This window comes from Nocardia aurea (assembly GCF_003123685.1).
GTDB classification, from domain to species: Bacteria; Actinomycetota; Actinomycetes; order Mycobacteriales; family Mycobacteriaceae; genus Nocardia; species Nocardia aurea.
The window spans coordinates 1-24,059 of the sequence record NZ_QCYJ01000170.1 but is presented as its reverse complement, the minus strand read 5'-3'; the positions used below and the strand labels follow the sequence as shown (position 1 = coordinate 24,059).

Genomic DNA, 24,059 nt, shown 5'->3' with positions numbered 1-24,059 from the left:
CTTCGCGCATCGTTCGCGCAGATACGAGTAGACGGTGGAATCGAAGATCACCTCGACCGTCTCGACACAGGGGGTGTGGTCGAGCGCGGACACACTGCGACAGTAGTGTCACGACTTGACCTTGACGTCGACGTGAAGGTGCACGGTGGCGTCCATGACGAAGACCCACCACGAGATCCGCCTCGCCGCAACCGTTTCAGGCGCGACCCCACCCACCCGGGAGCATTTCCAGCTCATCGAAGCGCCGATGCCGACCGTCGGCGCCGGGCAGGTTCTGGTGCGCAACCGATGGATGACGGTCAGCGCGGCCATGCGCACCCTGATGGGTGATTCACCGGTGCCGATGCCGATGTATACGGTCGGAAATGCCCTGCACGGTCCGGCGATAGGCGAGGTCGTCGACTCCGACGACCCAGCTCACCCGATCGGGACCTGGGTAAGGCACAGATTCGGCTGGCGAGAATTCGCGGTAGTGGCACAGCCCGAGCAGATCTCGCCCGCGACAGGTGCCGAGGATGCCGCCGTGTGGCTCGGTCAGGGATTGACCGCTTACGTCGGTCTGCGCGTGGCAGCCGATGTGCGCCCCGGCGACACCGTGCTCGTCACCGGTGCCGCCGGAGCGGTCGGCGCTTCGGCCGGACAGATCGCGCGGCTGCTCGGGGCGGCGCATGTGGTCGGCACAAGCGGAAAGCCCGATCTGTTGCCGAGTCTGGGCTATGACGTCGCTGTCGCGCGGTCGGATCCGGAGAGGCTGCGTGCCGCCGCACCCGACGGATTCGACGTCGTGTTCGATACCGTGGGCGGTTCGCTTCTGGCGCACGCGCTCGAACTGACACGCCCCGGGGCTCGAGTCGCGCTGTGTGGCGCCCTGGCCCATCAGCTCGCGGGTGAACCCGCGACGGTCCCCATCGATGTGATGACGTTGATCGGCCGCCGTGTCACGGTGCGTGGATTCACCGCGAGCGACCACGACACAGCCCGCGATCAGTGGACCCGCCACTGTGCGCAGTGGCGGGAAGCCGGGAGATTACGCTTTCCCCACGTGTCGATCGACAGGCTCGCCGACGCGCCGCGCGCGCTGATCGACCTCATCGCCGGACGACATCACGGCACGGTGCTCGTAGGTCTGTCATGATCGGAGCATGCTCATCGCCGACGCTGCCCGCAGCACGGGTGCGACTCCGCGAGCGCTGCGCTGGTATGAGCAGTACGGCTTGATCTCCCCGCGGCGCACGGTCGGCGGCTATCGCGTCTACGACAGCTCCGACCTGCGTCGTGTTCGCCACATTCGCGAGCTGCTCGAACTCGGATTCACCCTCGAACAATTGCGTGACTATTCCGACCTGCTGGACCGGGACGTCCCTGCCGACTTCAGCGCGGCGGACAGCCCTCGCTGTCGAGTAGCACTGGAACAGGCCCGGCGCAGACTCGCCGAAATCGATGACCGCATGGCGCGTCTCGCCACCGATCGGGCACGGCTCGCGGCCCGCCTCGGCCGATAGCCCGGCGACTGCTCAGCACGACGCGGGATTTCCTCGATCGTTACGCGCCACCGCGTTGTCGGCGGCAAATCAGGAAACGACCCTATTGTTCTTTCGATCCATCGCCCGCCGATCGCGGCCGTGCTACCGTCCGCACGGCTATCCGGATGAGAACGTGTCCAGTTGTGCGAACAGTTGAACAGAACCGGCTCGACCGAGCGAGCCGGTGGGTCCGATGTCGTGACGAATCGGCCGTCGGTCCGCGCCGAGTCGGCGAAAGCAGAGGAACCGACGTGAAATCGAAGAATTCGAGCCGCCGGGCAAGGGCTTCCAGATCCCGACTAGTTGCGCCTGCCGTCGCCGCCGTGACCGCCTTGCTGGTCAGCGCGTGTGCTTCGGAGGCAATCGATGACGCCGCGGTGTACAGCGAGACGACGCTGCTTCCTGTCGCCGCCGCGACCGGAACTCCGGTCAAAATCGGATTCATCAGCGCCGAGGGCGGTCAGGTGGGCCAGCAGTTGCCCGACGCGCGCGCGGCCGCCGAAGCCGCCACCCAGTACGTGAACAACAATCTCGGCGGTGTCGCGGGACGTCCCATCGAACTGATCGTCTGCAAGGAGAAGGAAGACCCGGTCAGCGCGCGCGACTGCGCGAATCAGCTGGTCGCGGCCGGGGTCAGCGCGGTGATCACCCCCGCCAGCGGCCAGGGCGACGCGATCGTGCCGGTGGTGACCGCGGCGGGCATTCCCTACGTCACCTCGGTCGGACCGACCGCGAGCGAGATGACCACCGACAAGTCGTTCGTGCTCAGCGGCGGCATCCCCGCGACCTTCTCCGGGGCTGCCAAATTCGCGGCAAAGCGAGGCTACCGGCAGGTTCTCATGTTCGTGGTCGACGCGGGCACGGTCGTCACCGGCGTGAAGATCCTCGCCGATCCCGCCTTCCAGGGCGCGGGCGTCGGACTCACCATCGTCGGAATACCTGTCGCGACACCGGATACGGCATCGCGGGTCAGCGCGGCGCTCGGGCAGAATCCGGACGCGGTCTACATCGTCGGCGACTCCACCCTGTGCACCTCGGTCCTCGGCGCGATGGGCGCTCTCGACGCGACAGCCGACAAACTGGTCACCTCCACCTGCGTGGATCAGGATGTCATCGAGGCGGCGGGCCCGGCGGTCGAGGGCGCGTACATCTTCTCCACCAACGACGTGACATCCAACGATCCGGACACCGTCACATTCCGCACCGTGATGGCCCAGTACGCGCCGGGCACCGACATCTACGGATTCGCGTTCTCCGGCTACCAGCCCGTCCTCGGACTCGTCCGTGCGATGCAGAGCGTGCCGGGTGATTTCACACCCGATTCGGTACTGCACTCCCTGCGCGCGGCCAAGAACGTGCCGATTCCGCTCGGTTCCGGACTGACATTCACCTGCGACGGCACCCAGGTCTTCATCCTGCCCTCGGTCTGCGGCCGCGGCGTGATCGTGTCCACGGTGAAGAACGGCAAACCCTCCGACGCGCAGGTCATCGAATAGTTTCCGCGGAAACAATTCGAGCGTTCCGACCGACAGACGAACGGCGTCCCCGCACCGGACGCTCGGTGCGGGGACGCCGTTCAGGTGTCGGGCGCCGTAGGCCTCGCCCATGCCGCCTACGTCGAGAAGGTGCGCTCGGTCCGGCTGTTCGCCGAAACCGTTGCGCGACCGATGGTTACGGGCTGGGCTGCGGGGCGTCGACGTTGCAGTCCTCGACCTTCGGATTCAGGCCGAGGTAGTTGAGAGGACCGGCGATGATGGTGACCGCGATGGTTCCGGTGCTGGCGCAATTGGTCGGTGCGCTGTCGTAGTAGTCGCGTTGGGCTCCGGCGATGACGCCGATGATGAGCCACACGAGTACGACGACACCGACCAGGCTCGTCGTACGTGAGCCGCGACTTCGGGTGTTGCTGGCGTAGGTTCTCATTTCGGCTCCTGCGGTTCGTTCGGCTGGTGGGATTGTGGCGCCCACCGACGTAATGCCCGGTTCTGCCTGCGACAAACGGATCCGAACCAACTCGACACAGCAGCAGTGCAATCCACCTCGACGGGTGTTCGACCGGAACGGGACCTGCCCCGGCGTGGAAGATTTTTCGGCGGGCATGTCCGAGAATGGTCGACGGCTCCGACGTTCCCGATGAGCGACGCCACCGGGGCGTCGACGATCCCGAGGAGTTCGAGATGAAGTACATGTTCTGACACGCAAATCGCAGCGAATACGCGAGGAATGCGCGTTCATGGGGTCATAGCCTACCGTTCGGCGCCGGTGATCGGAGGTTTCGGCCCTCCCGACAGCGGGTGTAGATCGGTGGCCGCCTTCGGATGGGGCTCACCGGTCAGCGCCGACAGTGCGTGAGCTACCTCCGGGAGACCGGCCCGGACGTAGGTGAGCGTCGCTCCGGTGGCCGTGTTCGGCGCGGTGGAGTGTCCAGCGTAGGCGCGGGCGACGGCGTAGCTGTATTCGCGCTCGACCCAGGTGAGTGTGGTGTGGCGTAGCCAGTGGATGCTGAACTGCACGGACGCGGCCCAGGGCAGGTGCTGCCGGAGGCGGTCGCTGAGATAGGTGAAACGACGTCGTCCGATCGGGCGACCGTTTCGATAGCGTAGGAGCCCGGTGGTCTCGAGACCGCCGCGTGTTCGCACGTGGTCGAGAAGGTGGCGTGTCAGGGTTGGGGAGATGGGTTGCCAGCGTACGGTGCCGCCCTTCTCCCGCAGGTGGACCATGCAGTCGGTGCTGCTGAGGTCGTTGACGGTCAGGGCGAGGGTGCCGCCGGGACGGCAGGCGGTTTCCAGGTGCAGCCGGAACAGCAGCGCGTCGAGTTCGGGGTCGTCTCCGGTCGTGGCGGCGATATCGGCGAGTTCGGTGACCTGGGCCAGGGACAACGCGTGGCGTGCACTGGGGAGTCGGCGCGGGGGAGTGATCTTGGCGGCGGGGTTGTGGGCCGGGTGGATGAGTTGGTCGCGTTCGGCGTGGCGGTAGATGCAGCGCAACGCGGCGATGAGGTTGGTGGCGGCGCCGCGGCCGTCGCGTGAATTCGCGCGGACCACCACGCGGGTGAGGTGTTCGTTGACCAGTTGGTCGATCTCGAGTGTTGTGGGTTCGTCGAGTGTGCGCTCGCCCCAGGCGTCCTCGATGACGCGCCAGTAGGAGCGATAGTTGGTGACAGTGACGGCGGGCATCGACTTTCGTAGTTGGGTGAGGTAGTCGGCGAAGGTCGGGATGACCGTCGCCGTCGGGGAGGTGCACGCGGAGCTCGACAGATCCTCGACGGTGAGGTCGAGACGGGCGAGCATGTGGAGCGCGGCCGCGATGTCGTCTGATTTCATGGCTGCGGTCTCCAGATATCGGGGGTGGTGCCAGCGAGTGCGGTGGCTAGCAGCGCGATGTCGTAGACGACGAGCAGGTCACGTTCGGGGGAGGCGACCATGAGGACGTGCTCGGTCAGGGCGATGTTGGAGGCGCGTCGCATGCGAGCGGGCAGGTTCACGTAGCCCGCGCCGCTGACTCGCCATCGTCCGGTCGGTTGGGCTTGGATGGTGATGAGTCCGGGGCGGGCCGACATGGTGACCGGTTGGCGGGGTTGCCATTGTAGGGCTTTGATCGCGGAGCGAGCTCCCAACCGGCCGCCGATGTCGATCGTGGTGGTCGCGCAGTGGATCTCACCTATCGGGCTGTCGAGCTTGGGTGCCGGAAATCGTGTCGGTACGCCGGTGAACGACGACGGTCGTCTATTGGAGGTGAGGAGACCGGCGATGTCGACCGGTGCCGTGGCCGCCGGGGATCGATGGGGCGTCGGGTGTGCCGGTCCGCTCGGAGTCGAGGTCGGGCTGTGGGGTTGTGTCGGCATCGGTGCCCCTTGCGCGGTGTTTTGTCGGTGTGATCGAGTGGTGTGGAGTGTGAGACCAGGACGGTGCCGTGCTCGGCGCCCCGGTTCGTCGGCCGGTGGTCGAGTAGCGCTGAGGTCAGGTCGTCGCTCGCATCCTGCGAGTGGGTGCCGGGCAGCGCGATCCGACACCGTCGTGGGTGTCGGCGACTGCTTCGACCTGTTCTCATCGTCGCTTCTGCCGTTTGCCGGTCCGAGAGTGCAGCGAGTTCGCGTTAGAAATTGATACTGAGCAACATAAAGAGATTTTCCCGTTGACGCGCGACAGTCAACGCGTAAATTCCCCCAAATTGGGGGAATTGAAGTTATAGCAGTTCAAGAGGCATTTTTGGCGACTTGGAAGGCCCCCGCTGCGGGGTACTCTTGTGCAGTTCACACCCGCTACGGGTGCCTCTCGCATGTATTCCGAAAATTCCGAGAATTCGAATGTTGCATGCCCTATGCCGTGCTGAGTGTCGCGATCGGAGCACGGTCACGCAGGACGACCACGTGCTCTGTTTGTCGCTGCTGGTCAGCTGCGGTAGTTCCAGCGTGAGGGAGCGTTCGACGGCTGTCGCGTGCTCGACGGCTCGGCGGCAGTCCTGGCGCGGCTGATCGGGCGAGGCGTGCTGCCTTGGCATACCGATGGACTCTGTCCGTAGATCTGGATTCGCGCGGTGTGCCCGCACTGATCGGAATGGAGCAGTGCGCCACGATTGGACTCTTCGGTCAGCAAGGACTTGTGCAGGAAGATGAGCTGCGGCGCCGTTCCAGCGCAGAAGCGACCCCGAAACTGGCGCTCTGGTGCTGAGCCCGTTGAGATTCTCAGACCCTGGTGGCACACCGATCCCGTTACCGCTGGACCTCGACGCAGTCCTCGAGATGTGTTCCGCGTCGAGGTCGACGAAAGCCCCGACCCCGACACATTGCCGCCCTTCTCGACTGAAACCTGCCGCGGAGTCCCCGGGTCCTCCGGTGCCGGGGGACTCATGGACTCGCTTCGAGTCCGTGCCCGCCGGCGGCGTCACCTGTTCGGTCGGCCGTGCGGTGTTCGGCTGCGGGCGGACTGCCCGGGTCTCGGGTCTGTGGTGTACCGCAGTGGTCAGTGGGTGGCGGTGTAGAGGTCGGCGGCCTCGAGTAGGCGGCCTGCGAGTTTGCACGCCTCGGCGACGGTCAACGGGGTATGCGATCCAGGTAGCGCGAGATCCAGGAACACCCGTCGGGTGTCGGCGACGTCGAGCGCGAGGACTTGTACCGAGACGGCGGAGTCCAGTGGGAGGGGGCCGTCGGCGTGCACGATCCGGGGTGTGTCGGCATGCCGGGTCCCCTCGTCGAAGGTGTGGTCCTCGACGCACCATGTCGGACAGCCGATCCCGGAGGGGAACGTCGCGTCGTGCAGGTCGGTGGCGTGGAGCAGGGTCACCGCGGTGGCGCGGGCCTGCCAGGCGTTCAACCGGACCGCACCACGGCCGGGCTTGTCCAGATGGATCGCGGTGTCCCGGCACCCGTCGACGTCGAACGCGACCACCCGCGTCACGACCCGGTCGCCGCCCTCCGCGTCCCCTGATCGGGCTACCGGCACCGACATCGGTGGCCCGTAGTGCACACCGTCGCCGGATCGGTCCGGATCCAGGGCGGTGTGCTCGATGCACCATGCCGGACACGCCAGCACATCGGCCATCACGAATCCCTCCCCAACGCTGTCGACGCACCCTCGTCGACGACCTATCCCCGCCTCAAGCATAGCCACGCCACCCCCGCCGTGGCGTCCCGATTTCGCGACCGGCCTGCGCCCGCAACACTTTCCTGATCGACAGGTGCCGACGCTCGATCGACGCGGTGAACCTCTCGGGTGATGTCGGTGAGGCTGTCAGAATCGGGTACTTGAACGGGCTTGCTGCGAAGAGCGACTCGGGCTACAAGTGCCTATCGACGATCCAATGGGAACGGCTGCGTACCGCCGCGTTCAAGGAGCGCCGGGGCACGCAAGGCGAGCGCGAGATCCCGCCCGATCACGGACGTCGACCCGATCCTCGCGTCGAACTGATCACCTCGCTGCACGCAGAGCAGGTGCGTGAGTTCATCGCTCCGAGAGGCGGTCTGCAAGATCGGGACGGGAACTGGAGCTACTGACCGGTTTCTGTCACCGTGACGACCAGCCCTACCTGTGGGTGCAGGGCGAACCGTGGGCAGGTAAATCGGCGTTGCTGTCCACGTTCGCTCTGGACCCGCCGCCGACCCTGACAGTGGTGAGCTTCTTTGTCACCGACCGGCTCGCCACCGAGGACGACCACACCGCATTTACCGCGGCGGTCCTCGACCAACTCGCAACCCTGCTGCCGGACCACAAACCACGTATCCAGGCCGAGGTGGTCAACCGCGACGGCCTGCGACGCGAACTACTCACCATCGCCGCCCGTCGAGAAGCCAAGAAGCAACGGCGCCTGGTGTTGGTGGTCGACGGCCTAGACGAGGACACCGGCAAACCCTCGATCGTGAGCCTGCTACCAGCACTGCCAGATAAGAATCTGCGGGTCGCCTCCCGCTACGGTCCGCGTCTGCCCATCCCGCACGGCCATCCACTGACCACAGCTCGCCGATACCCGCTCACCGCCTCCGAGTTTGCCGCCGGAATCCGCGCCAGCGCCGTCGACGAACTCGACGCCCTGCTCGAAGGATCCGAACGAGAGCGTGAACTGCTGGCGTTGATCACCGTCGCCCACGGCCTGTCGGTCCCTGAACTCGAATCCCTCACCGGCACGGCACCGTTCGAAATCGACCGCCTACTGCGCGGGCGGGCGGGGCGCAGCTTCCGTGCCTCGATGTTTTCGACCGACACTGTCAGCGAGCCCGACCCAGTGTTTGCGCTGGCGCACGAAACATTGCAGCGCACCGCCGAAATCCGACTTGGCACCCGGATATTGACCGTGAGCCTGGAGCAACTCCACTTATGGGCCGAACAGCACCACGATCAGGGCTGGCCCAACTCCACACCGGACTTCCTACTACACCGCTACTTCACCGTGCTCGGACACCTCAATGACCTGCCGCGTATGTCGTCCTTGGCCATCGCTTCGACACGGCACGAGCTCATATACTTCCGCACCGGAAGCGACTGGACTGCCCTGACGGAGATCCGAATCGTGCAGCAACGCATCGGTGAGGAGCTCAAGCCCGACCTGCTGACCAGCGTCCGCCTTGCGCGACGCCGCGATTTTTTACACGATCGCAATCGAGACACCCCGCCGACTCTCGTAATCCTGCGGGCGTACCTTGGTCAAGTTCGTCGCGCTGACGATGGGTGGGGGTGTGTGCGTCGGTGCCGAACAACACTCGGTCCAAGCCCTGTCGTAGTGAGTCGAGGTCCTCGTGCCCGCCGGTCTCGGGTAGTTCGGCTACGACGGCGGCCGCGATGACGCGCAGCTTGATGTTGAGGGCTTGTGAGGTTTCGCGCAGGATCGCGAAGGCGTGATCGGCGTCGACGCTGTAGACGAGCATCACCGCGCCCTTGGCCTGTTCGATGGTCTCTCGCGCGGCGGCAACCACGGCGGGATCGGCCGGGATGCCCGCGGGCGGTGTCGTGTCGTCCATCCCCCGCACCTACCCACCGCCTCGCGGCTTGAACCCGGCTGACCAGGACTAGGTTTGAACTCGGTGATGACTCCTCGGGCAGCACGCCCGTGTGCACCCGCCACTGCGGCACCGGTGATCGAATCCTTGCCGCGCGGGTTCGGTACTCACTGCTCGACCCAGTGGCGCCACGGGTGTCGATACCGCAACCCCTCTTGTCGGCCGTAGACCGTACCGCCGGGCATCTCCGGAGCGGCGGTGGGCCGTCGATGACAGGGATATGGTGAGGAATCCACAGGGTACTCCCTTCTTGAAGCGATTTTTCAGCTATAGAGTTTCGTAGCTAGTTGCCCTACGAAATCTATTGGTAGGCAAGGTTTGTCAAAGAAGACTATAACGACTGAGTCGAACCTACTGGGTGGTAGCAACGATGTGATAACAGGTGAAACCGTGACCGGGATTCGCTGGCCGAACGCTGGTTTCGGGAGGTTAATGGAGGTACCGGAAACCGCTGAGCACACAGGCGCTTTCGGGTTCGGGGAGTCCAGTTCCACATCAACACAATCAATCAGGGGGAGGGCGTTATGCCTACCATCACATCCATTGCACCCGCGGCGGGGCCAGCAACCGGCGGCACGAGCGTGGTCATTACCGATACCGGGTTCGGGGGACCGACCACGGTCCGGTTCGGGTCCACCGCAACCACATTCACTCTCGATTCGGCCACCCAGATCACCGCGATCGCCCCGGGCGGGGCGGTGGGCACGGTTCAGGTAACCGTCACCGACGGCACCGGCGCGAGTAACGGGGTCGATTACGAGTATCTGGCGGTTCCCTCGCTCACCGGTATCACGCCGGGGCAGGGTTCCACCGCGGGCGGGACCACCGTGGTACTCACCGGCACCGGTCTATCCGATGTCACCGCGGTCTCCTTCGGGGGAGTGGCGGCGACCTCGTTCACCGTCGACTCCGACACCCAGATCACCGCCGTCTCCCCGGCGGGGGCGGGGATCGTCGTGGTCACCGTGACCACGCCGGGCGGCACCAGCTCCGGGGTGTCGTTCGTTTACGTGGTCGTGCCCGACGTCACTGCCCTCGCACCCGCATCGGGTCCGGTGGCGGGGTTCAACAGCGTCGTGATCACCGGCACGAACTTCACCGGTCCGCTGACGGTGCGCTTCGATGCCACGGCGACTTCGTTCACGGTCGATTCGGCCACCCAGATCACCGCGATCGCCCCGCCCGGAACGGGAACGGTCCAGGTGAGCGTCGAGGGTAATGGGGGTGCGGGCGCCGCCGTGGCCTACACCTACCTCTGATCCCCGGGGGAGGGGAGGCTCAGGTCGTCGGAGTGGCACCGACGGCCCGGGCCGGTCGCCGCAGCGGGTATTCCAGTCGTGCTGGAAGCGTCCGCTGCGGCGACACACCGGTACCCGCTCAACACCGCACTGATGCTGCCGGGTGCGGTAAACATGCAGCTTGTCGGCTGTTTTTCCGGGTTCGGCAGGAGGCGGGACGGTGAGAGTGGGATCGGTGGCGGCGATGCTGAGCCGGGAAGTACTGGATGCCTGCCGCGATGTGCAATCCGGGCAGCGGCACCGATATCTGCTGATGCGCCTGAGCGATGAGCACCGGATCGAGGTCGACCGCAGCGGTATAGGCAACGATCACGGCCAACTACTCCAAGAACTGCCCGAAACCCGCTGCCGGTGGGTGCTCTACGACTTCACCGACACCCCACGCGGGGGTCTGGCGTTGATCACGTGGCTGCCCGCGCAAGCCACGATCAAAGAACGCCTGCTCTACACCGCGGCGACCCGCGTCCTCCGTGCCGAGCTGCCCGGTATCGACCTCACCATCGACGTCGAGGACCGCACCGAACTCTCCTATGCCGCCCTGTTCACCCCCACCACCTGAAGCCAACACCCTGGCCTGTTTCGACACACCGGCACCACCGTTGCTGCGTGATGCCGTGTCTCGGCGTCGGTATCGTCTGGCCTGTGTCACGGTAAGGCTCTGCGTCGGAATCTGCTGTGGCACAGGGCTGGGAGCCCGAGCGCCCGCCCGGGGTGCCCGTCGACTCCACCCCGGGCGGGCCCGCCGCGTTTTCGCCCCGCCCCCGCCCTCAGCTTCTCGATGAAGTGCTCGGAAACCCTTGCTGGAATCAGGCTGAAACGATCGTGCCCGATCGATTTCTCATCCACCACGGGCGCGATTCCGAATCACCTGCGGGCGCGGCCCCGCACAGGAGAGATGCGGGGTTGTGCCTCGTCAGGGTGGTGAAACGGCGGGCCGTCGAGACCGGGCTGGGCGTCAGGTCCCGACGGCCCGCCTCGACCCGAGGAACGGGTGTATGGGATGTCCGCGGTTCGACCTCACCGCAGAACGCACCCTGCCCGCGGGTGTGGATGTGGCCGCGATCCTGACCGAGGGCGACGATCACGGCTTGTACGCGGTGTGGAACACCTTCCACCACACCCATTTCCTGCGCGAAACCCTCACCAGGCTCGACCGCGGCGAACTGGCCGGCGGTTACGGATTCGACCCCGCCACCGCCCGCGATGCCCTGCGCGAGAACCTGGCCCGCCACGCGCAGGTCACCGAGATCCAGGCGTTGGAGGCCGACCGGCGTTTGACCGAGGGTGTCACCGGGCAGCGTGGCTTCGTCGTTGACTACGCCCGCCAGGCCGGGCACCCCTGGAAAGCACTCGGTGCCGCGCTCGGCATCACCGGCCAGGACGCCTTGAACTGGTTCACCCGCAACATCGACCACACCACCGCACCCCTCGGACGCCGCACCGATCCCATCCACGCCCCGACCGTTCCCGACAGCGCGAACCCGACTCAGGATTGACCGCACAGGTTGCGGGTAGGACTCATCCGGGAGCGTGGTGGCGCCGCGAACAACGCCTCGCTCCCAGTTGCCCGGCGTCGGCTTGTCGCACGCCGGGCTCGCTCGTCCGGCTGGGTCGTTCAGTTTCGGGTCCGTCCAGCCGGACGAGCACCCGTTCGACTCTGCGGTCGACATGGCTGCCTGACGAATCGCCGCGCCGACCGGCCCCACGTTCATCACCAGGCTGGGGCACGGTGAAATGCCTGGTGGGCACCCCGAGCGAGCGAAACGCTGCGTCGCAACTGAGTTGCACGGTGGATCTGAGTTGGCCGCCCAGTCGCGCCTGCTGGTGGCGCACCCGCCACCGCGGCACCGGATTCCAGGTCGCCGCCGCGCTCGACGAACTCGCCCTACGCGTGAAAATCGACCCGCTGGTGCGGATCATGTCCCGTTTCGACAGCGCCCGCATCCACTACAGCCTGCAAGTCTGGACACCCCACGCCATGCTCCAGCACCGCAGCGAAACCATCGACCTCACCGACTTCACCGCCGTGATGCAGACCCACGCCCACGACATCCGCACCTACCAAACGCAATAACACCCCACCGGGTCAGTGCACCAACGCGCGATGCCCGCCCCGACACCGCGCACGCTCAGCAAACGAGGTACGGCGGCCCGATTTCTCGGAGTTAGACAGGTACGTCCAGTGGAAACAGAAATTCTCACAGATTATTGATTGCGCAAGACTCACTCTGGGTATCCAGCCAGCAAGTCGGGGAACAGAACAAGAAAATCCCTCTCGAAGGAGATGAGAACCATGGGTTCCTTCGGACTCGACTTCGGAACCGGCCTCAACGTCGTCACCCGCTGGCTACAGGTGATGTTCGGCATCAACCTCGGCATCGGCTGACCACCAGACCCCCGCCGGACCACATCCCCCTAACCCGTCCGACGGGGCCAAACCTCTCCCATCCCTGGACCCAATCCTGTTGGGTCCAGGAGTCATGGCCGGCGCCCGCCAACTACATCGCCGCCGACCGGTAGGAGACTCTGCGATCTGAGTCGGATGCCGGACCGCGCCAGGTAGAGGACGGGCCCGAATCAACATCGTGAACAACGACGATTCGCTGGATCGCCAAGCCCTGATCGACGCCGGGCGTGACCCCGACGACCCGCAGGTCTGGGCCGATCAACAGTGGGTGCAGGTGCTGTTGACCTGGCACGGTGTCCGCACCGGGTACCGGCGGATCGATCCGGACGACCCACTCCTGTCCCGCTGAGTGATCTCCGTCGGATCGACCGCGGCGTGTTACAGCAAGCGCGGAGCGGAAATAATTGGAGCGTGCACGAGAACAACATCAAGCCAGGGGCTGAGGCGCTTGCCGGGGTGACGGGAAGTTTCCGGTTCTGGTTCGCCGACCAGCGCTGGGAATGGTCCGACGAGGTCGCCGCCCTACACGGCTACGCACCTGATCAGGTCGAGCCGACCACGAAACTGCTGCTGTCGCACAAGCATCCCGAGGATCGTGACGAGGTCGCCGACACCATCGAGACCGTGCTACGGATCGGGCTGCCGTTCTCGAGCCGCCACCGCATCATCGACACCACCGGCCGCATCCACCACGTCCTGGTCGTCGGCGATCAACTCCACGACCCCGACGGCACCGTCGTCGGCTCCACCGGTTATTACGTCGATCTCACCGACACCATCGCCGCCGACCGCCGCAAAACCCTCGACGCGCAACTGCCCGAGATCCTGGCTTCACGCGAGGTCATCGACATCGCCAAAGGCGTGTTGATGGCGGTCTACGGCATCACCACCGAACAGGCATTCGCTGTGCTGCGGTGGCGGTCCCAGGAAACCAACACCAAGTTGCGGGTCTTGGCCGAGAGACTCATCGCCGGACTGTCGACCTTCGGCGGCGCCGACACCCACACCCGCACCCGGCTGGACCACCTCCTGCTCACCGCACACGAAACCCCCTGAACCGTCACCGCGGGCGGCCCGAATGCTGTCGCAGAGGCGGCCGTTTCAGCGGGCCGGACAGTTTCGCCGCCCCCGTGACCGTGACCTGCTTGGCACCGATCGACGCTGACTGCTGTAGCAAAAATGCTCTGACCAGCGATGAAGACTGTGCCCGGGGGTTCGCGATCCCGGAAGGAGGTGAGACCCATGGGTTCCTTCGGACTCGATTTCGGGGTCGACTTCGGCCTGTTCCTGAAGTGGCTGGCGGTGACGTTCGGACTGGGCTTCGGCCTCAGCTGACCGCCTCCCCGACAGACCTACTCGGTCCAGCACTGACACAGAAGTCGGCGGGCAACGCACACCACTGCGGCGCGCGCTACCCGCCGGCTTCCGGTCAACCGCCTCCAGATGTCCCGCTCGTTCCTTGTGCTCAGTAACTCCACCCCACCCACCGCAGCATCCGATCCTTCCACGGAGGAGAAGACCATGCCGAACCCCCGCAATACCCTCCCGAATACCCTGAGGAAAATCCCTGGCAGGGACAACAACCCGCAGGCCCGGGCCAATACCAGCAGGGAAATCAGCCACCACCGTCCTATGCGAGCGCTCCTGCGCCGGGCTACTATCCGCAGCCGCCGAAGAAGAAGGCGAAATGGCCGTGGATCCTCGGCGGCATCGTGGTGGCGTTCCTGCTGTTGTGTGGGGGATGTTTCGCCATCTTCGGCGGTATCGCCAATGAAATCGACAACGAGGCCAAAGAGGAAATCGCGATCACCTACGAGGTCACCAGCGACGCGCCACGCGCGGGCACCATCTCCTACAGCAGCGGCGGCGACGGAATCAACACCGAGCAGGCCAACGAGCAGCAGTTGCCCTGGACCAAACAGGTCACCGTCACCGGCTTCTTCAAAACCGTTTCTCTGACCGCTCAGGCAGACCAGGGAGCAACGACCATCAGCTGCAAGATCCGTGAAGGCGACAAGACGATCGCCGAGCAAACCTCCACCGGCCCCTACGCCATGGTCTCGTGCAGCGGAGCAGCAGGCGAGTAACGACCACCCCGCCGACGATCCGAATGATCTCTGACCGCCCAGAACGGAGGTCTTACCGGCGCTCAGAAACGGATTCGGCCGGTGGAAACCGGATCGCGCCGGGTGGTCGAGTAGCGGGATACCGTCCTGGGTATCGCATCGCCGCAGCCCGCACCAGCAGTCGGTCCCGCGCTGGTCGCACCGACCACCCCGGAGGCGATGCGTGACCCCTTGGTCGGGTCGGAGCGTGCCGAATTCTCTGATCGGCCTGCGTGCCGAGACCCCTGCCTCCCGCGGCAGGACGAGCAGCGGAAATCGTGCCGGTTCTGTGAACTGACCGTGGTTGTTCACGCTGCGCATGCTGAACCGCATAGCGGGTAAGCCTCCGGTGGATCAGCGCTCAGCGGGAGGTTCAGACATGGGCGATATGTGCTTCGGCCACTACCGCCTACAGCGCCTACTCGGCAGCGGCGCGACGGGCCGGGTCTGGCGCGCCTACGACACCCGTACCGAGCGGGAGGTAGCGCTGAAAGTGCTCGCCGTCGAGGCTGCCGCCGACCCGGCCTTTCGGCAACGTTTCACCAGAGAGGCCCGCCTGGCCGCGCAGCTGCGCGGTCCACACACTGTGCGGGTCCATAGTTTCGGCGAGTTGGACGGCCGGTTGTATCTGGACATGGAACTCATCGAGGGAATCGATGGGGCCGCGCTGTTGCGCCGCGAGATCCGGCTGGCTCCCGGACCGGCCGTTCGCGTCATCACCCAGGCCGCTGCGGCGCTGGATGCCGCGCATCGGATCGGTCTGGTGCACCGCGACGTCAAACCGTCGAACCTGATGGTGACACCGACCGGGGCGGTGTATCTGATCGATTTCGGTATCGCCAGCCGTGTCGGGCAGCCCCCGATCACCGCTACCGGCCACATGGTCGGCACCCTCGGATACGCGGCACCGGAGCGGTTCACCGGCACCGCCGACGCACGGTCGGATCAATACTCCCTGGCGTGTGTGCTCTACGAACTACTCACCGGGCAGCGCCCCTTCGGCGACGGGGACGCGCCCCAACAGGTACGCGCGCACTTGATGACAACGCCACCCGCGGTCAGCGACCTGGTCGCGGCCGCGCCCACGGAACTGGACGCGGTCATCGCCCGTGCCATGGCCAAAGACCCGAGCCGTCGCTGGTCCAGCGCCGGTGAGTTCGCGGCCGCTGCCTACGCCGCCGTAACGAGGCGGGACATGCCCACAGTCGACACCGCGCCCACGCCGATCCCGATCATCACTTCAGCGCTGATCGGTACGACGGTTCCGAACCAGGGAACTCACCACGCGTCGCTCGCGTACAGCGCACCGCCCACCACTCGCACCGATGATCACACGCGAACTCCGGTAGCACCGCTGGCCGAAACGACAGCAGGACACGTGCACTCAGTCCCTGCGCTGTCGCCGCGACAGTCCAGCCACCCGCGACCAGTCACCTCGATGAGGGTCGGACCACGGCTTGCGTTCGTGGCCGCGGCCGGGCTCTGCGCGGTGCTCGCTGGCGCGCTCTATCTCGACAGACCCAGCGCTGCGGAAACCGACGCGGCTATACCCGCAACCACCACGATCGCGCCTTCACTACCCCCTGCGCTGCCAGACCCTGTGGCGCCGAGGGGCACTGCCCCGGTGGCCGGGCAACAATGCGATCCGACCGTACAAGCTACCGGAATCGACAGTGAAGGCGTATCGCTGAACTGCACCCGATTCGGAGGCAACGCCCTCTGGACACAGGTGCCACCACCGGTTCCGGTCGATCCGACGACCGAGGAAACCGAAAGCGCGGACCACAGCTTCAACCCGGGGATCGCGAACGACGGCGGTCCCGGAAATTCTGGTCACGGCAACAAGCCCAAGTCCAAGGAAAAGGAAAAGCCGCGTAAGCCCGACAAGTAGCGCTCACGCCCAGCGGGCGTGAGCGCAGCCACACCGTAGTCACCACATCCACCGCTGAGGTAGCGATTCCCTTGGCCCGGAACCGGGCCGGGAGCTGGGCGCCGCCACTGGCCAGCAGTTCCGCCACATCCGTTGGTTGTTCGGCGGTCCGGAAACCCCGTTTCGCAGGGCATTGCCGGGCCGGAACGATGAAATCGACGAGGGGAAACCGCGTTACGGTCGATTGGGTTCGCCGTGGTGCGTCGGGTGTCTTGCTTCTGCGCGGTCGATCAATTCGGCGATCTCGTCGGCGAGACGCGACCACAATGCTCGGGGCAGGTTGTGTCCCATCCCGTCGATGGTGAGGAGTTTCGCTCCGGGGACGGCGGCGGCGGTAGCGAGTCCACCGCTGATATCGAAGGCGAGGTCGGCTGTGCCGTGGATGACCAGTGTGGGCAGACGCAACGTCATCAACCGGTCGGTTCGGTCTCCGGAGGCTATCACCGCGACCATCTGGCGCATCATGCCCTCGAAATCGAGTCCACGATCGAAGGCGCGCGCGGCGGTTTCGGCGACCGCGGCCGCGTCGAATTCGAAACCGGGCGAGGCCAGCGCTCGTGCTGCGCGTATCTGCCAGTCGATGAAGCCGTCACGGTCACGTGGCTGCGGTCCGGCCGCGCCGAAGGCCCCGGTGTCGGTCTTGCCGACCTCCGGATTGCCGGTGGTCGACGATATCGACGTCAGGGAGCGAACTCGGGTCGGATATTCGATGGCCATCGTCTGGGCGATCATGGCGCCCATCGAGATCCCGACCAGATGGGCGCTGTCGATACCGAGCGCGGTCAACAGTCCGACGGCGTCCGCCGCCATATCCGACAGGTCGTAGACAGCCAAGGAGTGGTCGCCTCCCATCGCCGCGGCTATGTCCACCGCTGCCGCGTCCGACAGATGCGAGGATCGTCCGACATCACGATTGTCGAAGATCACCAGTGACAGCTCCTGTGCGACCAGTTCGGCGAGGAACCCGTCGGGCCAGTTCACCATCTGTGCGCCGCCGCCCATGATGAGCAGGACCGGCGGATCGTGCGGATCTCCGAACCGTGCGTAGGCGATATCGATTCTTGAAGGGCCTATCCCGCAAGCAATTTCTTCGGGCAATTTCTTCCTCGTCTTCTCGATGCAACGATCGTGATCGATTCGCCACGATGGGAGCCGGGACCGTGGAGCGGGCACCAGCGAGTCGCGTCGGCGAACTCGCCGAGGCCATGCTCACCCGCCGACGACGTCGAGTGTTCGCGGCGTAGCTGCCGCGAACATCAAGGTAGAGGCTGGCAGTGCGCCGAACATCGGCCTGTGGACCGATGTTTTTCCGCACCCGACGAGCTACTGTCGCAGTGGGCAGCATCGCGGACCGACATTCTGTTGGGCAATCGCACGCGAGGAGCAACGCCGATGACGACCTCGATAGCGATCGTCGCGCTGAACGAGACCACTACTGTCCTCTATTCCTTCCCCGTCACCGCGGTCGTCTCGAACTCGTCCAGCCCCCCACCCTCGAGGGCTGTGCAGACGACTTCGGAGGGGTTCTGCCCCCACAAAGCTGGGAACATTCATTCGGCCGCCGATCGCTCGCCCGCACGCGATCGGTTCAGTGGTTCCCTGCTCTGGGTACCCAGATCACCGGCGGCGCCGCGCGGCAGGGTCGCTGTCTGCCTGGTAACGGCGCAACCCTTCATCGGAGACCTTCGCGTACTTCACGAGACTGCGCACCGAGGAGTGTCCGGACAGTTTCATCAGCACCGGGGTCGAGGCGCCGTCCTCGGCGGCGTGAGTCAGCCGGGAATGGCGCAACTGGTGCAGGGTGTACGGGCCATCATCGAAACGTTTGGTGTGCGCCTCGAACAGCTCTACGGCCCGCCGATACGACAACCTGGCCCGACCCGTCGCCGGGTCGACGTCGTTGCGCGCCACCGACGGCCGAGCCCTTCGGTCGGTGAGAAACACTGGTCCGCTCCGACGGCCCGCCACCATCCGCGGCAACAACCGCGCGGTGCCGGTCTGCCACGCGATCACCTCCCGCGCCCCGCCCTTGCGAGTCACCACCGCACACCGATTGACGGTGTCGAGCGGGCACATCCAGCATCAGCACTTCCTCGGCACGCGCGGAGGATTCATACAGCAGGTGCCACAGCACCCGATCGCGCAGCGGCGCGTCCGATCCCAGGATCTCGGTGATCCGATCCCTGCTCAACGCCCGACTGTGGTCCGGCGGCGCGGGCGTCGTCCCGATCACCCACCGATCAGGCTCTTCGATCCGCGGCGAATTCTCGTCTCGATCGGGGTAACCACAAGCTTGATCGGGCTCTGTTCCTGACAGCGTTTGCGGCCCTGCACGCCCACCAGCCGCGCCTACTATGACAGCAAGAGAGCCGAGGGTAAGAAACGCAATGCCGCTCTCATCTGCCTGGCACGGCGACGCTGCGATGTCCTCTCCGCGATGCTGAAAATCAAACAGCTCTGCCGATCTCCCGCACCGATTCCGGCTTGACACACACTGAGAACCCGATCCGTTCATGCTGGTAGGCATGGAAAATCGATGGGTCGGGATCACGATCGACTGCGCGAACCCCACGCGACTGGCATCGTTTTGGAGCGCGATCTGAGTATTCCCGCCACGGCCGAACATGGCGATGATCCGGGATGGGCAACCGTCGGCTCGCGCTTCGACGACAGACCGCGCTTGACCTTCCAACGAGTGCTTGAACCCAAGATCGGAAAGTCTAGAACGGTGGATGGTTCATTTCCAGCGTCTCGCGACTGCCCCAACCTACCAAGGGTTTTCGCGGTGAGCGCCACGTTAAGCGCGTCTGGGTCGATGCGAGGTTCGCGCCAGGTTCGTGAACCGCCGCCACCCGGCCACGCGGTTGCGGCGGGTGTTCTCCGCGACCGCCTGGGCACAGAACCATGCGACCGTGGCAGGGCCCGCCGGTCAGTCGATGCCTTCGATGATGCGGAAGTCGCGCTCGACGCCGTCGGGGAGGGCTACCAGCGCCTTCTGGTATGCCTCGCTCTCGTATGCCGCGAGGGCCTGGTCGAAGCTGTCGAACTCGATCAGAACGACGCGCTGCGTGATTCCGGCCTCGTGGGCGACGACTCGACCGCCACGGGACGGGATCCGGGACAGGGTGCGCCCGCCCCCAGCCTGGACAGCCGGACCGGCCAGCTTGTCGTAGGCAGTCAGCCTCTCAGGGTCGGAAATGGCGGGGTAGACACTGACCCAGTAGCCCTTAGCCATGGAAACCTGCTGTGTTGGGTCGGACACGTCCGACGTCGAATCGACACTCGGATCGATCGATCCCGGCGACGGGTACTGCGGTCAGTTGAATCGTCATATGCGCAGGTTAGGGCTTGATGTGCGGTCGAGGGAAAGACCGGTACGGGATAGACTCAGAACGGATCGTTATCAATCGGCAGGGAGGGCACGTGGCGCCGGATACGGTGAGCCTGCGGTACTTCCTGGTGCTGGCGCAGGAGTTGAACTTCACCCGCGCGGCCGCACGGATCGGTATCGCACAGCCCGCACTCAGCGCCCGGATGCGCCGATTGGAGGCGGAACTCGGTACGGCCCTGCTGGTCCGCAACACGCGTAGCGTCGTATTGACCACGGCCGGTGCGGCTCTGGCGGAGTCCGCGCCGCCCGCGCTGGCGGCGCTGGACCGGGCATGGGACACCGCCCGGAGCGCGGCGGCCGGTGAACTGGGCACGCTGCGCATCGGATACAGCCTCAGCGCCGGGGCCGAGACGGCACCGGCCCTGGTGGACAGGCTGATTCGCGGCGACAGCGGACTCGAGGTCGGCGCGGTCGCGATGGCGACCCCGGAGATCTCCCCCGCGGTCGCCGACGGCCGTATCGATGCCGGGATCACCCGCGGTGAACAGCCGGGCCGTGGCGTGCGCCGGTTCCTGCTGCGGCGTATGCGCGTCGGGGTCCAGCTGGCGCAGCACCATCCGCTGGCCGAATACCCGGAGATCGAGATCGCCGACGCGGCCGCGTATCCGCTGCGACTCCCGGACCGTGCGGCCAACCCCGTGATCCACGATCAGCTGTCCGCACTGTTCCGAGACACTCGACCACACCCCCGATTCCACACGCCCGCAGTCTCTTTCGACATGTCTCAGCGTGACCTGCGCGACGGGGTCACCCTCGCCCCGGCCGGAGAAGCCGCGGTCACGGCAGCACCGGCCGGTCTCACCTGGCGACCGCTGCGGGGCGCGCCCAGCCTGACGATCCACCTGGTCCTCCCACGCGAGCAGTCGCCGCTACACCGCCGCATCCGTGCCGTCGCCAAAACCCTGGCGCACGAGCTGCACTGGCGGCCGGACTGACGCGCAAGAGGTCAAGCGAGACGGACGCCTGCCGGCGAGGTCCGCGCCCACCCCGCACCGGTGACACTGTGAAAGGCTCTGCGATTCGGACCCATCCGATCCGACACCTTCAGCGCCCACAGTCGACGGCGGCGTCAGCAAGTGATGGGTACGACGCAAAAATTCCCGCAGTGCGCGGCAGCGTTGTGCGCGCGGGGGAGAGCGAGCTGGTGGCGCGATTCGAGTTCGGTCGGGTTCGTGGAAGACGGGATCCGGTGGACCATCGCTTCGAACCCGTCGGACAGGGCGACGGTGCCATGGGGGATAGGGATGAGCACAGCACTGCCCTGTGTGGCTCGTGCGGTGCCACCGTGGCCCGAGACAACACGACCGGGCGCTGTGGTCGCTGCACAGCGGTCGCCCGCGAACATCTCGTCGCCGGTCCGCCGTCGGTGCCGCCGACCTTCTGGGAAGCACCGGCGATCCGGGCCGCGCTGAACGAATGGCATATGGGCCATGTCATCGCCACCTACCGGCGTCACCCCGCTCACGGCACCCCCCTGCGGCAGATCGACGTCGCGCGCTGGGCCGGTCTCACCCAGGTCCGGCTCAGCCGCATCGAGAACGGCCCACCGATCAAACACCTCGACACCCTCACCTACTGGGCGAACCTGCTCGACATACCGCACCAACTGCTTGGCTCGGGCACGACACCAATTCAGCGTCCACGTCCAAGCCAGCCTCAGCCACCTCGAACTACACCGAGACCAGCCCGTAGCCGCGATCCGTCACGCTTACGACGCGGAAATGGCACTGTCCAAAGCCCCCGGCAATCCAGAACTCACCGCTCGAATCCTTGCCATGCAGGCCCGCAGCTTCGCCGCACAAGACCGCTCGCGCGAAACCTACAAACTGCTCGACCGCGCCGCCCAAGCCCTCGACACCACCGCCTCGGCGCCGCCCTCGCCGTGGGTGAGCCGCTTCGACTACGGCTCCCTTGCCAGCGAAGCCGCCCGCTGCGCACGACAACTCGGCGATCTGACCACCGCCGAGCAGCACGCCCGCCGCATCGTCGAACTACGCCCCACCGTCGGTACCCGCAGCCGAGCCTTCGGACTCCTGACCCTCGCTACGATCTTGGCCGCACAGGGCCACCCCGAACAAGCCTGCACCATTTCCGGTGATGTCATCGCCGAGACCCAAACCCTCGCCTCCCACCTGATCATTCGACATCTGCACGAGCTGCGCCAACAGTTGCTGGCCTAGCGAAACAGCCCACCAGTGGCTGCCTTCCTCGACCACCTGCGCCAAGCGATGCGCGAACGGACCTGGATCGTCGCGATGCTCGAAACCGACCCGGCCACCGAACACCCGACACGACGGTGATGTGATGGATTCCGTGGAACCGCCGCTGTATCAACGCGACCCCGACGCATGGCGTCGCCACCTCGAACACGGCAACGCGACCCAACCTCGCAAACGGGTCGGCGCAGACGCCCTGGTCTTCGACGACATCGGACGAATACTGCTGGTCGACCCCAACTACAAACCCGACTGGGACCTCCCCGGCGGTATGGCCGAAGTCAACGAACCCCCCGATAACGCCGTGCGCCGCGAACTCGCCGAAGAACTCGACCTGCACCTACTCGACACCGAGCTGACACTGCTGTGCGTGGACTGGGTCAGCCCCCATGGCCCATGGGACGACTCGTTGATGTTCATCTTCGACGCCGGCCACCTGCGCGCCGACCAAATCGCGGCACTCCGGATCGCCGACGACGAACTCGACCGATACGAATTCTGCCCGACCGCGCAAGTCGAGCAGCGGCTACGCCCCTACGTCTGGAATCGCGTAGCCGCAGCCCTGCGGGCACGCTCGGAGGGCAACGTCGCATATCTCCACGACGGCCGCCGCAAGCGCCGGTGAGCAACTACTCTCATCGAGCACGTCAACGGAGTTCTTTCCACCAGAAATCGAGATAGCCAGGCGCGTCGCACAGTTCAGCGACCCGTTCTCGGACCGCTCCCAGCAACTCCGAACCGCCCTCGCTGTAGATTCGGCGGCCGATCGCTCGCGCATCGGCATGATCGTCCATCCCCATGCTGTGGGTATCGGGAATGTCGCCAGGCGCGGCCAGTAACAAGGCTTCGCGTTTCTCGGCACGGCGATACGCGTCGTCGACGAGTCTGCCCAATTCCGCAGCGAGCTTTTCGAGGTCTCCGCTCAAGGCAATCGACATGGCAGATACCATACGGCACAACCGATTTCATTGGATTGCGGCTGACGACAGCAAGCCGTCAGCGGCTAGGCAGATACGCGCCACGAGCAATCCGTGAGACCGGGAAAAATCGTCGGTATCCACACCGGAAGCTACTCGGGGATGGCCGAAACAGGCACTCGGTTTGCGATTCACGCCAGATCGATGACTACGGTTTTGATTCGACGACAAACCAATGGTTACAACGGCCCGCTGCCGTCCTATTCGCAATGTGTCAGCAACCCCCTGCTGACGCCCTGCTACCCCCTAGCGGCCCGCGCCCCCTAATGAGATGTAGCGGGTCGTCGGATGCGGCAGACTCGCTACCGGTAGCGACTGGCGGGTGAGCACTTGGTGCCCCTGGACTCCGAGTCCTGAAAAAAAGACCGTGCCCCCGCCGGTCGACCGGGCGGATGGATCGCTGATGGGAGGTCTGAATTGGCGTTTCCGCGTCGCCGCGAGCTGGGACCTCGGGCGGTCGGAGAGGTAGTGCGGCGCGTTCGAGCTTGTATGGAGGCGCAACAGGTGCTTCCACGGCGTCGTCCGAGACGGAGTTCGGGCGACCCGAATCGTGGTCGCGCACGGTGGTCGCCGTCGTCGAACGACGCCCGAGGACGGTGACCGCGGTGTGTGTGGGAGGTGCGTTCGCAAGGTGTCAGGCCCGGGGTGGCGTGGGGTCGGGTTGTGTGGCGAGATCCCCTGTCGCCGAGGACAGTGCGTCCATGATCGCCGCAATGTTCTGGT

At 65.7% G+C, this 24,059-nt stretch carries 24 protein-coding genes and 1 pseudogene; 17 read left to right on the top strand and 8 right to left on the bottom strand.

The genetic code is table 11. From position 1 onward, the window contains the following. Positions 1–154 precede the first annotated feature (154 nt). From DAT37_RS39780 to DAT37_RS39770, 3 genes are all read left to right on the top strand, one after another. Entirely contained in the window at positions 155–1,135 is a 981-nt protein-coding gene (locus DAT37_RS39780) for an MDR family NADP-dependent oxidoreductase (protein ID WP_109530122.1), read from the top strand. 7 nt (positions 1,136–1,142) lie between these two features. Continuing rightward, positions 1,143–1,502 carry a MerR family transcriptional regulator gene (locus DAT37_RS39775; RefSeq protein ID WP_109530121.1) on the top strand — a complete coding sequence of 120 codons (360 nt, stop codon included), beginning with the start codon at positions 1,143–1,145 and terminating at the stop codon, positions 1,500–1,502. Positions 1,503–1,846: 344 nt separating this feature from the next. Continuing rightward, positions 1,847–3,019 carry an ABC transporter substrate-binding protein gene (locus tag DAT37_RS39770; RefSeq protein ID WP_157978937.1) on the top strand — a complete coding sequence of 391 codons (1,173 nt, stop codon included), beginning with the start codon at positions 1,847–1,849 and terminating at the stop codon, positions 3,017–3,019. A gap of 175 nt (positions 3,020–3,194) precedes the next feature. Here DAT37_RS39770 and DAT37_RS39765 read toward each other — a convergent pair whose 3' ends face one another. The 4 genes from DAT37_RS39765 to DAT37_RS39750 form a co-directional block, all read right to left on the bottom strand. Further along, positions 3,195–3,446: a hypothetical protein gene (locus tag DAT37_RS39765; RefSeq protein WP_109530119.1), complete on the bottom strand. Its 252-nt coding sequence runs from the start codon at positions 3,444–3,446 to the stop codon at positions 3,195–3,197. 323 nt (positions 3,447–3,769) lie between these two features. Beyond that, on the bottom strand, positions 3,770–4,846 hold the full coding sequence (locus DAT37_RS39760) for a tyrosine-type recombinase/integrase (protein ID WP_109530118.1): 1,077 nt from the start codon (positions 4,844–4,846) through the stop codon (positions 3,770–3,772). After that, on the bottom strand, positions 4,843–5,082 hold the full coding sequence (locus tag DAT37_RS45945) for a hypothetical protein (RefSeq protein WP_157978936.1): 240 nt from the start codon (positions 5,080–5,082) through the stop codon (positions 4,843–4,845). Before DAT37_RS45945 ends, DAT37_RS39760 begins: the two co-directional genes overlap by 4 nt. 1,402 nt (positions 5,083–6,484) lie before the next feature. After that, positions 6,485–7,063 (bottom strand): DUF6907 domain-containing protein, encoded by a 579-nt coding sequence (locus DAT37_RS39750; protein WP_109530116.1) that lies wholly within the window; start codon positions 7,061–7,063, stop codon positions 6,485–6,487. A 203-nt stretch (positions 7,064–7,266) separates the two neighbouring features. On the opposite strand from DAT37_RS39750, the gene DAT37_RS39745 reads away from it, so the two are divergent. From DAT37_RS39745 to DAT37_RS39700, 10 genes are all read left to right on the top strand, one after another. Beyond that, positions 7,267–7,515, top strand: a complete 249-nt coding sequence (locus DAT37_RS39745; protein WP_157978935.1) for a hypothetical protein — start codon at positions 7,267–7,269, stop codon at positions 7,513–7,515. Positions 7,516–7,586: 71 nt separating this feature from the next. Then, positions 7,587–8,798 carry a P-loop domain-containing protein gene (locus tag DAT37_RS45940; RefSeq protein ID WP_232840284.1) on the top strand — a complete coding sequence of 404 codons (1,212 nt, stop codon included), beginning with the start codon at positions 7,587–7,589 and terminating at the stop codon, positions 8,796–8,798. Positions 8,799–9,536: 738 nt separating this feature from the next. Beyond that, entirely contained in the window at positions 9,537–10,271 is a 735-nt protein-coding gene (locus DAT37_RS39730; protein ID WP_109530112.1) for an IPT/TIG domain-containing protein, read from the top strand. A gap of 199 nt (positions 10,272–10,470) precedes the next feature. Next, the gene (locus DAT37_RS39725; protein ID WP_157978934.1) at positions 10,471–10,869 is read left to right on the top strand and encodes a hypothetical protein; all 399 of its coding nucleotides are present in this window, start codon (positions 10,471–10,473) and stop codon (positions 10,867–10,869) included. Positions 10,870–11,305: 436 nt separating this feature from the next. After that, the gene (locus DAT37_RS39720; RefSeq protein WP_109530110.1) at positions 11,306–11,806 is read left to right on the top strand and encodes a hypothetical protein; all 501 of its coding nucleotides are present in this window, start codon (positions 11,306–11,308) and stop codon (positions 11,804–11,806) included. A 293-nt stretch (positions 11,807–12,099) separates the two neighbouring features. Beyond that, complete coding sequence (locus DAT37_RS39715) at positions 12,100–12,384, top strand: hypothetical protein (RefSeq protein WP_109530109.1); 285 nt, start codon at positions 12,100–12,102, stop codon at positions 12,382–12,384. 511 nt (positions 12,385–12,895) lie between these two features. After that, on the top strand, positions 12,896–13,066 hold the full coding sequence (locus DAT37_RS44600) for a hypothetical protein (protein ID WP_157978933.1): 171 nt from the start codon (positions 12,896–12,898) through the stop codon (positions 13,064–13,066). Positions 13,067–13,128: 62 nt separating this feature from the next. Next, entirely contained in the window at positions 13,129–13,773 is a 645-nt protein-coding gene (locus tag DAT37_RS39710) for a PAS and ANTAR domain-containing protein (protein ID WP_109530108.1), read from the top strand. Positions 13,774–14,429: 656 nt separating this feature from the next. After that, positions 14,430–14,804, top strand: coding sequence for an MmpS family transport accessory protein (locus DAT37_RS44595; RefSeq protein WP_157978932.1), 375 nt, complete (start codon positions 14,430–14,432; stop codon positions 14,802–14,804). Positions 14,805–15,201: 397 nt separating this feature from the next. Further along, positions 15,202–16,713 (top strand): serine/threonine-protein kinase, encoded by a 1,512-nt coding sequence (locus DAT37_RS39700; RefSeq protein ID WP_157978931.1) that lies wholly within the window; start codon positions 15,202–15,204, stop codon positions 16,711–16,713. A gap of 213 nt (positions 16,714–16,926) precedes the next feature. On the opposite strand, the gene DAT37_RS39695 is transcribed toward DAT37_RS39700, so the two are convergent. Both DAT37_RS39695 and DAT37_RS39690 read right to left on the bottom strand, forming a co-directional pair. After that, positions 16,927–17,850, bottom strand: coding sequence for an alpha/beta fold hydrolase (locus DAT37_RS39695; RefSeq protein ID WP_109530105.1), 924 nt, complete (start codon positions 17,848–17,850; stop codon positions 16,927–16,929). Positions 17,851–18,369: 519 nt separating this feature from the next. After that, complete coding sequence (locus DAT37_RS39690; RefSeq protein ID WP_232840283.1) at positions 18,370–18,795, bottom strand: tyrosine-type recombinase/integrase; 426 nt, start codon at positions 18,793–18,795, stop codon at positions 18,370–18,372. A 170-nt stretch (positions 18,796–18,965) separates the two neighbouring features. Here DAT37_RS39690 and DAT37_RS39685 point away from each other — a divergent pair. Further along, positions 18,966–19,240, top strand: a pseudogene (locus DAT37_RS39685) (transposase); the annotation flags it as partial. Positions 19,241–19,681: 441 nt separating this feature from the next. Here DAT37_RS39685 and DAT37_RS39675 read toward each other — a convergent pair. Next, a complete protein-coding gene (locus DAT37_RS39675; RefSeq protein ID WP_109530354.1) occupies positions 19,682–19,987 on the bottom strand; it encodes a DUF1330 domain-containing protein in 306 nt (101 codons plus the stop codon). Positions 19,988–20,175: 188 nt separating this feature from the next. On the opposite strand from DAT37_RS39675, the gene DAT37_RS39670 reads away from it, so the two are divergent. The 3 genes from DAT37_RS39670 (at position 20,176) to DAT37_RS39660 (ending at position 22,984) form a co-directional block, all read left to right on the top strand. After that, positions 20,176–21,078 carry a LysR family transcriptional regulator gene (locus DAT37_RS39670; protein ID WP_109530104.1) on the top strand — a complete coding sequence of 301 codons (903 nt, stop codon included), beginning with the start codon at positions 20,176–20,178 and terminating at the stop codon, positions 21,076–21,078. A gap of 786 nt (positions 21,079–21,864) precedes the next feature. Then, the gene (locus tag DAT37_RS39665) at positions 21,865–22,323 is read left to right on the top strand and encodes a hypothetical protein (protein WP_157978930.1); all 459 of its coding nucleotides are present in this window, start codon (positions 21,865–21,867) and stop codon (positions 22,321–22,323) included. 124 nt (positions 22,324–22,447) lie between these two features. Then, on the top strand, positions 22,448–22,984 hold the full coding sequence (locus DAT37_RS39660; RefSeq protein WP_109530353.1) for an NUDIX domain-containing protein: 537 nt from the start codon (positions 22,448–22,450) through the stop codon (positions 22,982–22,984). A gap of 22 nt (positions 22,985–23,006) precedes the next feature. Here the strand turns inward: DAT37_RS39660 and DAT37_RS44590 are convergent, their stop codons facing one another. Beyond that, a complete protein-coding gene (locus DAT37_RS44590) occupies positions 23,007–23,297 on the bottom strand; it encodes a hypothetical protein (RefSeq protein ID WP_157978929.1) in 291 nt (96 codons plus the stop codon). Positions 23,298–24,059: the final 762 nt, after the last annotated feature.

What these genes read in the sequence shown, in the direction of transcription:
- DAT37_RS39780 (WP_109530122.1), top strand. Translation starts at nt 155, where the DNA reads ATGACGAAGACCCACCACGAGATCCGCCTCGCCGCAACCGTTTCAGGC.
- DAT37_RS39775 (WP_109530121.1), top strand. Translation starts at nt 1,143, where the DNA reads ATGCTCATCGCCGACGCTGCCCGCAGCACGGGTGCGACTCCGCGAGCG.
- DAT37_RS39765 (WP_109530119.1), bottom strand. Translation starts at nt 3,446, where the DNA reads ATGAGAACCTACGCCAGCAACACCCGAAGTCGCGGCTCACGTACGACG.
- DAT37_RS39760 (WP_109530118.1), bottom strand. Translation starts at nt 4,846, where the DNA reads ATGAAATCAGACGACATCGCGGCCGCGCTCCACATGCTCGCCCGTCTC.
- DAT37_RS45945 (WP_157978936.1), bottom strand. Translation starts at nt 5,082, where the DNA reads ATGTCGGCCCGCCCCGGACTCATCACCATCCAAGCCCAACCGACCGGA.
- DAT37_RS39750 (WP_109530116.1), bottom strand. Translation starts at nt 7,063, where the DNA reads ATGGCCGATGTGCTGGCGTGTCCGGCATGGTGCATCGAGCACACCGCC.
- DAT37_RS39730 (WP_109530112.1), top strand. Translation starts at nt 9,537, where the DNA reads ATGCCTACCATCACATCCATTGCACCCGCGGCGGGGCCAGCAACCGGC.
- DAT37_RS39720 (WP_109530110.1), top strand. Translation starts at nt 11,306, where the DNA reads ATGGGATGTCCGCGGTTCGACCTCACCGCAGAACGCACCCTGCCCGCG.
- DAT37_RS39700 (WP_157978931.1), top strand. Translation starts at nt 15,202, where the DNA reads ATGGGCGATATGTGCTTCGGCCACTACCGCCTACAGCGCCTACTCGGC.
- DAT37_RS39675 (WP_109530354.1), bottom strand. Translation starts at nt 19,987, where the DNA reads ATGGCTAAGGGCTACTGGGTCAGTGTCTACCCCGCCATTTCCGACCCT.
- DAT37_RS39665 (WP_157978930.1), top strand. Translation starts at nt 21,865, where the DNA reads ATGGCACTGTCCAAAGCCCCCGGCAATCCAGAACTCACCGCTCGAATC.
- DAT37_RS39660 (WP_109530353.1), top strand. Translation starts at nt 22,448, where the DNA reads ATGGATTCCGTGGAACCGCCGCTGTATCAACGCGACCCCGACGCATGG.
- DAT37_RS44590 (WP_157978929.1), bottom strand. Translation starts at nt 23,297, where the DNA reads ATGTCGATTGCCTTGAGCGGAGACCTCGAAAAGCTCGCTGCGGAATTG.